This window comes from Stenotrophomonas lacuserhaii (assembly GCF_039674585.1).
GTDB lineage: Bacteria > Pseudomonadota > Gammaproteobacteria > Xanthomonadales > Xanthomonadaceae > Stenotrophomonas > Stenotrophomonas pennii_A.
Window position 1 is genome coordinate 1 of record NZ_JBDJNU010000069.1, and the last position, 9,888, is coordinate 9,888.

A 9,888-nucleotide genomic window follows, 5' to 3' on the forward strand; every position below is an offset into this window, starting at 1 on the left:
GGGCGGGGGGGGGGGGGGGGGGGGGCGTTGGCGGGCCGGGCCGCCTTATGCGCCATTGGCGTTTCTGGCGGGGCCCCCCACTCCCCCCCCCCCCCGGGCCCGCCCTCAGCTGCGGCTTCAAACAGCAGCCACCCGCGAGGGGGTCTCACCCGTTCGACCCCCCAAAAAAAATCACAGCTCCGCGCGGATCCGCGCCCGCAGGCTTTCCAGGTCCTTGGCGAACGCCTCGATCCCGGTCGCCAGCTTCTCCGTCGCCATCGGATCGGCGGCCAGGTCAGCAGCAAAGCGCGCGCCATCGATCGGCGTGCTCACCACGGTTTCAGCCCCACCCGCCACCAGCGCGCGCGGCAGTTCGCCATGCTCGGCGTCCAGCTTTTCCAGCAGGTCCGGCGAAACCGTCAGGCGGTCGCAGCCGGCCAAGGCTTCTATCTGCGCCGTGGAACGGAACGAGGCGCCCATCACCACCGTCGGCGAACCGCGTCGCTTGAACTCGGCGTACACGCCGCGCACGAACACCACGCCGGGGTCTTCATCGATGCTGGCGGGGGTCTGGCCATTGGCCACGTACCAGTCGAGGATGCGGCCGACGAAGGGCGAGATCAGGAACGCACCGGCTTCGCTGCAGGCCAGCGCCTGGGTGGAATTGAAGATCAACGTCAGGTTGCAGTCGATGCCTTCGGCCTGCAGCACGCGCGCCGCTTCGATGCCTTCCCACGTCGCGGCGATCTTGATCAGGATCTTCTCGCGCGGCACGCCGGCGTCGGCATACATCTGCACGAAGCGACGTGCCTTGGCGACGGTGGCCTCGGTGTCATGTGACTTGTCCGCATCCACCTCGGTGGACACGCGGCCCGGCACCAGCGTGCTCAACAGCGTGCCGACACCGACCGTCAGGCGGTCCGCCACGGCGTTGACCACGCTTTCGCGGTCACCGCCCTGTTCGCGGCCCCAGGCCAGTTCGCGGGCGATCAGGTCCGCATAGACCGGCAGGTCCAGCGCCTTCTTCACCAGGGTCGGGTTGGTGGTGCAATCCACCGGCTGCAGCCGCTTGATGGCGTCGTAATCACCAGTATCGGCGACCACGACGGAGAGTTCGCGCAGCTGGGCCAGTTTGGACGGGGTAGTGCTCATTGCAGCTCCATCAGTGCGGGCGCGCGTGGGGCGCAGCCGGGTAGCGGGAATTCTTCAGGGTGCGTCGTCGTGGACCGCAGTGACGCGCAGTTTCAGCTTGCGTCCGCCCGGCGCATCCCAGTCGATGCTCTGGCCGATGGACAGGCCCAGCAGCGCGGTGCCGACCGGTGCCAGCACCGACACTTTATGTTCGTCGACGTTTGCTTCGCGTGGATAGACCAGGGTCAGCACGTGTTTGTCGCCAGTCGTCGCGTCTTCGCATTCCACCCGCGAATGCATCTTGACGATGCCGGCTGGCATCTCGCCAGGGGCCCGTTCGGTGGCACGGGTCAATTCATCGGACAACGCCGCCGCAGCAGCCGGCGAGGCGCTCGCAGCGGGGGACTCCAGCAGCGCCTCCAGGCGGGCCAGGTCATGGGATGAAACGATGATGGACGGCGGCAGGCCGCTTGCGGTGGTCATGCAACTACTCCTTGAAAGGGACATACAAAAGGCGGCACCAGTTGGCGCCGCCTGATTCATATTGTGGGGACAAACGGGGCAGGAATCGACCCACCCGCGCGCGCGCCGACCTTCATTGTTCGGCTGCGGCTCAGCCCGGCAGGGCGCTGATGTCGTTTTCGACCTGCGGTGAGGGGGGCAACGGCCCGCCCGACAACGTGAACAGGGACGTCGGCAAGTGCTTGAACTGGTCGGCCAACTGCGCCAGGAACCCGTTCATCGCCGAACTGCGGCGCCATGCCATGGCGATGCGGCGGCTGGGAGGATTGTCACCGACCAGGTCGAGCAACCGGATGTTCTCCGAACGCGGGACCGGCGGCTTCACCGACAGCGTCGGCATCAGGGTGATTCCCACGTCGGCGGCGACCATCTGCCGCAGCGTCTCCAGGCTGGTGGCACGGAACTCGGATTTCTCGTTCGCGCCGAACAGCCGGCAGACCTCCAGCGCCTGGTCGCGCAGGCAGTGGCCATCTTCCAGCAGCAGCAGCCGTTGCGCGGACAGCTCCTGCACATCCAGCTGGCGGCGGTTGGCCAGCGGATGCTGGGCCGATACGGCGAGCAGGAACGGTTCCTCGAACAGGAACTCGGTGTGCAGCTGGTCGTCCAGCACCGGCAACGCCAGCAGGGCGGCATCCAGCTTGCCTTCGCGCAGCCGGGCCAGCAGCACGTCGCTCTTTTCTTCGACCAGCAGCAGTTCCAGCTGGGGGAACCGTTCGCGGATGCGCGGAATCACATGCGGCAGCAGGTAGGGCCCCAGGGTGGGAAAGATACCCAGGCGGACCGCGCCGGCTTCCGGGTCGCGGCTGCGGCGCGCCGCTTCCTTCATCTGTTCCACTTCGGCCACGATGACCCGGGCGCGAGCGGCCGCGTCCAGGCCGGCCGGGGTCAGCATCACTTTGCGCGGAGCGCGTTCGACCAGCGGCAGCCCGAGCTCCTCTTCCAGCTTGCGGATCTGGGTGGAAAGCGTGGGCTGGCTGACGAAACACGCGGCGGCGGCCTTGCCGAAATGGCGATGTTCGGCCAAGGCCACCAGGTACTTCAGATCACGTAGGTTCATCCTGAGACCTCATTGGGTAGGGACCGGGACGGCGTGGCTTACCCAGCGGACATGCGGTGTCCCCGGTGATCTGGGAACCTGTGTCAGGCAGCTTCGGCGACGGCGCCGCTGCTCTTGGTCACGGACGAACGGATCAGGTGGTCGAAGGCACTCAAGGCGGCCGTCGATCCAGCGCCCATGGCGATGATGATCTGCTTGTACGGTACGGTCGTGCAATCTCCGGCGGCAAACACTCCCGGAAGATTGGTCTGGCCGCGATCATCGATGACGATTTCACCTCGCGGCGAGAGGGAGATGACGTCAGTCAGGAACTCGGTATTGGGCAGTAGTCCTATTTGCACGAAGATGCCTTCCAGTTCCACCCGGTGCGAATCGCCACCGATGCGGTCCTTGTAGACAAGCCCTGTCACCTTCTGCCCGTCGCCCAGTACCTCCGTGGTCTGTGCGCTGGTCAGCACGGTCACGTTGCCCAGGCTGCGCAGTTTGCGCTGCAGCACGTCGTCGGCGCGCAGTTTGTCGTCGAATTCCAGCAGCGTGACGTGGGACACCAGGCCGGCCAGGTCGATCGCCGCTTCCACGCCGGAATTGCCGCCGCCCACCACCGCCACGCGCTTGCCCTTGAACAGCGGGCCGTCGCAGTGCGGGCAGTACGCCACGCCCTTGTTGCGGTACTGGTCTTCACCGGGGACGTTCATCTGCCTCCAGCGCGCGCCGGTGGACAGGATCACCGTGCGCGACTTCAGCACCGCGCCGTTTTCCAGCTGCACCTGCACCAGCCCGTCATCGCCGGCCGGCACCAGGCCGGTGGCGCGCTGCAGGTCCATGATGTCCACGTCGTACTCGCGCACGTGCTGTTCCAGCGCCATCGCCATCTTCGGGCCTTCGGTCTCCTTGACGGAAACGAAGTTCTCGATCGCCATGGTGTCCAGCACCTGGCCGCCAAAACGTTCGGCCGCGATGCCGGTGCGGATGCCCTTGCGTGCGGCATAGATCGCCGCAGCCGCGCCGGCCGGACCGCCGCCCACCACCAGCACGTCGTAGGCATCCTTGGTCGCCAGTTTGGCGGCATCGCGCTTGGCGGCACCGGTATCGAGCTTGGCCACGATCTGCTCGAGCGTCATCCGGCCCTGGTCGAACAGTTCACCGTTGAGGTAGACCGTCGGCACCGACATGATCTGGCGCTGCTCCACTTCGTCCTGGAACAGGGCGCCGTCGATCGCCACGTGCTGGATGCGCGGGTTCAGCACCGCGGCCAGGTTCAGCGCCTGCACCACGTCCGGGCAGTTCTGGCAGGACAGCGAGAAATAGGTTTCAAACTTGAACTCGCCTTCCAGGTTCTGCACCGCCTCGATCACGTCGGCGGTTGCCTTGGACGGGTGCCCGCCCACCTGCAGCAGGGCCAGCACCAGCGAGGTGAACTCATGGCCCATCGGCAGGCCGGCGAAGGTCAGCTGGATGTCCTGGCCCGGGGTGCCCAGGTCGAAGGAGGGCACGCGGCCGGTGCCATCGCGCAGCACGGTCAGGCTGATCTGGTCGGACAGGCTTTCAATCGTGGTCAGCAGCTCCAGCATCTCCTGCGCCTTTGCGCCGTCGTCGGCATGCGCGGTGATCTGGATCGGGCGCGTCACGCGCTCCAGATAGGTCTTCAGCTGCGACTGCAGGTTGGCATCCAACATGGTCTTCTCCTGGCTTCAGGCAAAACGGGGGCGTGGCGCCGCGACTGAGCGTAGCGGACCAGCAGGGGGGTAGGGGTGAACCGAAGACAGCAGCGTGGAAGGGGCTGGCGGCTGCTGGCTTGCGCGGCTGGCTTCGGTTCACCCCCACGCCCGCACGGGGCGGGCATGGGAGCGAGGTGCGGCGTTTAGATCTTGCCGACCAGGTCCAGCGACGGGGTCAGGGTCTTCTCGCCTTCCTTCCACTTGGCCGGGCAGACCTGGTTCGGGTTGGCGGCGGTGAACTGGGCAGCCTTCAGCTTGCGCAGGGTCTCGGACACGTCACGGGCGATCTCGTTGGAATGGATTTCCAGGGTCTTGATCACGCCTTCCGGGTTGATGATGAAGGTGCCGCGCAGTGCCAGGCCTTCTTCTTCGATGTGCACGCCGAAGGCGCGGGTCAGCTGGTGGGTCGGATCGCCGACCAGCGGGAACTGCGCCTTGCCCACCGCCGGCGAGGTTTCGTGCCAGACCTTGTGCGAGAAGTGGGTATCGGTGGTGACGATGTAGACCTCGGCGCCGGCCTTCTTGAATTCGGCGTAATGGTCGGCCGCGTCTTCGATTTCGGTCGGGCAGTTGAAGGTGAAAGCGGCCGGCATGAAGATCAGGACGGACCACTGGCCCTTCAGGGTGCGGTCGGAAACCTTGATGAACTCGCCGTTCAGGTACGCATTGGCTTCGAACGGCTGGATCTGGGTGTTGATCAGGGACATGGATATTCCTCTTGGGTGAAGGGGAGTGGGTGTTGCGACAGGACCTAGAGTAACGGCTCCTATTCGATAAGGACAATCCATTGATTGCATCTATGTAATAGGCGGAGACTATCGATTTACGGGCCGTCGCCGGGGGGCAACGCCAAGCCCGCCGCTATATCCATTATCTTTCAATGGCTTGCGCACTATGCCGCACGGGTAGCTTGATAGCTGCCGCCAATATCAGGCGGCCCGGACCTGAACATCGTGCATCGGCGTTGGGGTGTCGTGTCACTCCGTGCCCGGCTCCCCGGGACGACGTGGGCTAAGCTGCCGCCCCCACGCAAGGTCCTGAGCATGAGTTCCCGTCCCGACACGCTGTTACGCGACCTGCTGGCTGACGCCACGGCCCAGCTGCGCGGCCCAGAGGCGCGGCACGAGGCCGAACTGCTGCTCTTGCATGCGCTGCAGCGTCCGCGCAGCTGGCTGTTCGCGCATGCCACGGACCCGGTGGACCTGGCCGATCGCGACAGTTTCCATGCGCTGCTGGCGCGTCGCGTGGCAGGCGAACCGGTGGCCTACCTCACTGGCCAGTGGGGCTTCTGGACGCTGCAACTGGAGGTCAACCCGGCCACCTTGATCCCGCGGCCGGAGACCGAGCTGCTGGTGGAACAGGCGCTGGCGCGGCTGCCTGCGGATCGCCCCTGCACGATCGCCGACCTCGGCACCGGCAGCGGCGCCATTGCACTGGCACTGGCCCGTGAACGCCCCCTCGCACAGGTGCTGGCGACCGATTCCAGTGCCGAGGCGCTGGCGGTGGCCACGCGCAATGCGGCGCGCAACACGGTGGCCAACGTCGCGTTCGCGCAGGGCGCGTGGTATGCGCCGCTGCAGGGGCAACGTTTTGACCTGATCGCCAGCAATCCACCCTATATCGCCAGCGACGATCCGCACCTTGCACGTGGCGACCTGCGCTTCGAGCCCACCACCGCGCTGGCGTCCGGGCAGGACGGGCTGGACGACATCCGCCTGATCGCCGATGGAGCGAGCGCCCACCTGCTGCCCCGTGGATGGCTGCTGCTGGAACACGGCTGGGACCAGGGCGCGGCGATCCGCGCGCTGCTGCAACAGGCCGGCCTGGATGAAGTGGAAACGGTACAGGACCTGGAGCAGCGCGACCGGGTCACGCTGGGCCGGCGACCGGCCTAGAATGGGCGCTCTGTCCTGCCGCGTGCGGGGCATCACCACGGAGCTGCAAGCATGCGTACGCTGTACCCCGCCATCACCCCCTACGACGTCGGCACGCTGAAGGTCGACGACCGCCACACGCTGTATTTCGAACAGTGCGGCAACCCGGACGGCAAGCCGGTGGTGATGTTGCATGGCGGGCCGGGCGGCGGCTGCAGCGACAAGATGCGGCAGTTCCACGACCCGGCGAAGTACCGCATCATCCTGTTCGACCAGCGCGGCGCCGGACGGTCCACCCCGCATGCGGACCTGGTGGACAACACCACCTGGGACCTGGTGGCTGACATTGAAAAGCTGCGCGAGCATCTTTCCGTTGAGCGCTGGCAGGTGTTCGGCGGCAGCTGGGGTTCCACGCTGGCGCTGGCCTATGCCGAAACCCATCCGCAGCGGGTGACCGAACTGGTGCTTCGCGGCATCTTCATGCTGCGTCGTTGGGAGCTGGAATGGTTCTACCAGGAAGGCGCCAACCGCCTGTTCCCCGATGCGTGGGAGCATTACCTGAAGCCGATCCCGGCCGTCGAGCGGCATGACCTGATCTCCGCGTTCCATCGCCGCCTGACCAGCGAAGACGAAGCCACCCGACTGGCCGCGGCCAAGGCGTGGAGCGTGTGGGAAGGGGCGACCAGCTTCCTGCATGTGGACGATGATTTCGTCAACAGCCATGAGGACCCGCAGTTCGCGCTGGCCTTCGCGCGCATCGAAAACCACTACTTCGTCAACGGTGGCTTCTTCGAGGTGGAAGAGCAGCTGCTGCGTGACGCGCACCGCATCGCCGACATCCCCGGCGTGATCGTGCACGGCCGCTACGACGTAGTGTGCCCGCTGGCCAACGCGTGGGAGCTGAGCAAGGCCTGGCCGAAGGCGAAGCTGCAGATCAGCCCGGCTTCCGGCCATTCGGCGTTCGAAGCCGAGAACGTGGACGCGCTGGTGCGCGCAACCGATTCGTTCGCCTGAGCCAGACCCGGTAGTGACGGTCGCTGGCCGTCAAACGGGTGCGCGGTGAGCCTGCCTCGGTGGGTGACGACCGTTGGTCGTCACCGCTGTCCCACCGACGGCCAGGGGCCGTCGCTACCCCGGGCTACCAGTCACCGGCCAGCAGCGCTTCGGCCAGCACCTTCATCTTCGGCGAGGCCTGACGCGACGGCGGATACACCAGCGACAACGCGCGCTCGCGGCCTTCAAAGGGCTGCAGCACGCGCTGCAGCCGGCCGGAAGCCAGCGCATCGGCCACGGCGAAATCCATCACCTGCACGATGCCGATCCCGGCCAGGGCTGCTTCCACCAAGGGATCGCCACTGTCGAACACCATCCCCGCCGCTGCGGTGAACTCACGCAGCTGGCCATCGGCCTGGCGGAACTGCCAGTCCACCAGCCGTCCGCTGCGCAGGTTGCGTACTGCAAGGCAGGTGTGGTCCTGCAGTGCATCCACCGAAGCGGGGGCGCCGTGCCGGGCGATGTAAGCCGGTGAGGCCACGGTGACCCAGCGCAGCGGACGCAGGGGGCGCGCCACCATCCGCACATCGCTGATCGGCCCGGTGCGCAGCGCAGCATCGAAGCCTTCTTCGACCAGGTCGACCAAGCGATCATTGAGCACCAGCTCGAACTGCAGCTGCGGATGTTCGGCCATCAATCTGCCGGCCATCGGCACCAGTACCTTGCGCCCGAACATGGAAGGCGCGGTGAGCTTCAGCACCCCCGATGGCGTGCACGGGCGGTCGCCAAGCCGGCGTTCGGCATCTTCCAGTCCGCACAGCAACGGCGTGCAGTGCTCCACGAACTGGCGCCCGTCCGGTGTCAGGCTGACGTTGCGCGTGTTGCGATGGAGCAGGCGCACGCCGAGCTCGCTTTCCAGCCGCCCGATCGCCCGCGACAGGCCCGATTGGCTGACGCCGAGCTGCCCGGCAGCGGTGGTGAAACTGCGCGCTTCGGCGACCTGTACCAGCATGCGCACGGCGTTGAGATCCATCGCTGATCCTTGATTGATGCGCGAATGCATTACAGAAATCGAAGTATCCCGCTTTCAATGTCGGCCGTCATCAATGAGACTGCCCGCCTTCCCCGCACGACCTACGGCATGAGCGCTCCCACTTCCCCGTTTCCCCCGCGCCTGGCGCTGACTCTGCTGGCGATGGCGCAGCTGATCATCGCCCTGGACGCCACCATCATTTTCGTGGCCCTGCATGAGATGGGCGTGCAGCTGCGGATCAACGCGCAGCAGCTGCAATGGATCGTCAGTGCGTACACCGTGGCCTTCGGCGGCTGCCTGCTGCTGGGCGGGCGCGCGGCCGACCTGCTCGGCCGTCGCCGCATGTATCGATTGGGCATGGCGCTGTTCGCGCTGGCCTCGCTGGTTGGCGGCCTGAGCAGCAGCGCGGGCATGCTGATCGCCGCGCGCGCTGCGCAGGGCATCGGCGCGGCGCTGCTGTTCCCGGCCACGCTGTCGCTGATCAATACGATCTACGCCGAAGGTGCAGCGCGCAACCGTGCGCTGGCAATCTGGAGCATGGCCAGTGCCGGTGGACTGGCATTGGGCACGCTGTTGGGCGGGGTGCTGACCCAGGCCTTCGGCTGGTCGTCGGTGCTGCTGGTGATCGTGCCTTTCGCCGGTGCCTGCGCGGTGCTGGGCGGCCGCTGGCTGCCACGTGACACGGCGCCGCAGCGCGGTCGCTCGTTCGATCTGGCCGGCTGCCTGACCGTGACGCTGGGCGGCAGCCTGCTGGTGACCTCGCTGGTGCAAGGGCCGGAATGGGGCTGGTCTGCGCCGGCCACGCTCGGTTGCCTGCTGGTGTCGGTGGTGCTGCTCGGTGTGTTCGTGCTGATTGAACAGCGCAGTCGCGATCCGTTGATGCAGTTCTCGCTGCTGCGGCTGCGCAGCCTGCGCGCGGCGATGCTGTTGACCATGCTGTTCATGAGCAGCTTCGGCGTGCAGTACTACTTCCTGGCGCTGTACTTCCAGGACGGCTACGGCTGGAGTCCGCTGCAGGCCGGGCTGGCCTTCCTGCTGCCCACGCTGGTATGCACCCATGGCATCACCGTGGCAGAACAGATGCTTGCGCGGCGCTCGCCGCGGCAGGTGCTGGCGTGGGGCATGGGGGCCGGTGCGGTGGGTATCGCGGCGGTGGCGCTGGCGCTGCCGCATGGCGCCAGCTACTGGGCGCTGCTGCCCGGCGTGGTGGTGTTGAGCCTGGGGCAGGGCATGACCTGGACGGCGATGTGGATCGTGGCCGGGCAGGGCGTGCCGGCGGCGCAGCAGGGAGTGGCATCGGGCATGGCCGCGACCGCACAGCAGATGGGTGGGGCGCTGGGCCTGGCGGTGCTGGTGATGCTGGCCAATGCCGGGCGCGGTGCTGATGTGTCCGGTAGAAGCGTCGAGGCGCTGCAGGGGCTGGTCAATGCGCAGTATGGCGCGGCGGCGTTTGCGTTGGTCGGTGTGGGCGTTGCGTTGTGGCTGCGTCCGCCGCAGTGAGGGTAGTGTCGGGCGGGGGGGGGGAAGCGCGGCCACCAAAAACGGCCCCGCGCCGGCCGAACCCCGCGCGTGGGTGGCGGT

Annotated in this window: 9 protein-coding genes; 3 read left to right on the forward strand and 6 right to left on the reverse strand. The window is 66.9% G+C overall.

Annotation, left to right across the window (positions count from 1 at the left end):
* Positions 1 to 171: 171 nt before the first annotated feature.
* The 5 genes from ABE522_RS16965 to ahpC form a co-directional block, all read right to left on the reverse strand.
* Positions 172 to 1,131 carry a transaldolase gene (locus ABE522_RS16965; protein ID WP_346592705.1) on the reverse strand — a complete coding sequence of 320 codons (960 nt, stop codon included), beginning with the start codon at positions 1,129 to 1,131 and terminating at the stop codon, positions 172 to 174.
* A gap of 54 nt (positions 1,132 to 1,185) precedes the next feature.
* Positions 1,186 to 1,593 (reverse strand): nucleoside diphosphate kinase regulator, encoded by a 408-nt coding sequence (gene rnk / locus ABE522_RS16970; protein ID WP_346592706.1) that lies wholly within the window; start codon positions 1,591 to 1,593, stop codon positions 1,186 to 1,188.
* Positions 1,594 to 1,723: 130 nt separating this feature from the next.
* Positions 1,724 to 2,689: a LysR substrate-binding domain-containing protein gene (locus ABE522_RS16975; protein WP_346592707.1), complete on the reverse strand. Its 966-nt coding sequence runs from the start codon at positions 2,687 to 2,689 to the stop codon at positions 1,724 to 1,726.
* A gap of 83 nt (positions 2,690 to 2,772) precedes the next feature.
* On the reverse strand, positions 2,773 to 4,365 hold the full coding sequence (ahpF, locus tag ABE522_RS16980) for an alkyl hydroperoxide reductase subunit F (protein WP_346592708.1): 1,593 nt from the start codon (positions 4,363 to 4,365) through the stop codon (positions 2,773 to 2,775).
* Between the two features lie 185 nt (positions 4,366 to 4,550).
* Positions 4,551 to 5,114, reverse strand: coding sequence for an alkyl hydroperoxide reductase subunit C (ahpC, locus tag ABE522_RS16985; RefSeq protein ID WP_346592709.1), 564 nt, complete (start codon positions 5,112 to 5,114; stop codon positions 4,551 to 4,553).
* A gap of 336 nt (positions 5,115 to 5,450) precedes the next feature.
* Here ahpC and prmC point away from each other — a divergent pair, with 336 nt between their 5' ends.
* Positions 5,451 to 6,302: a peptide chain release factor N(5)-glutamine methyltransferase gene (prmC, locus tag ABE522_RS16990; protein ID WP_346592710.1), complete on the forward strand. Its 852-nt coding sequence runs from the start codon at positions 5,451 to 5,453 to the stop codon at positions 6,300 to 6,302.
* A 51-nt stretch (positions 6,303 to 6,353) separates the two neighbouring features.
* Positions 6,354 to 7,295 (forward strand): prolyl aminopeptidase, encoded by a 942-nt coding sequence (pip, locus tag ABE522_RS16995; protein WP_346592711.1) that lies wholly within the window; start codon positions 6,354 to 6,356, stop codon positions 7,293 to 7,295.
* 124 nt (positions 7,296 to 7,419) lie between these two features.
* On the opposite strand, the gene ABE522_RS17000 is transcribed toward pip, so the two are convergent.
* Positions 7,420 to 8,307 carry a LysR family transcriptional regulator gene (locus ABE522_RS17000; protein ID WP_346592712.1) on the reverse strand — a complete coding sequence of 296 codons (888 nt, stop codon included), beginning with the start codon at positions 8,305 to 8,307 and terminating at the stop codon, positions 7,420 to 7,422.
* A gap of 108 nt (positions 8,308 to 8,415) precedes the next feature.
* On the opposite strand from ABE522_RS17000, the gene ABE522_RS17005 reads away from it, so the two are divergent.
* Positions 8,416 to 9,807 (forward strand): MFS transporter, encoded by a 1,392-nt coding sequence (locus ABE522_RS17005; RefSeq protein ID WP_346592713.1) that lies wholly within the window; start codon positions 8,416 to 8,418, stop codon positions 9,805 to 9,807.
* Positions 9,808 to 9,888 lie beyond the last annotated feature (81 nt).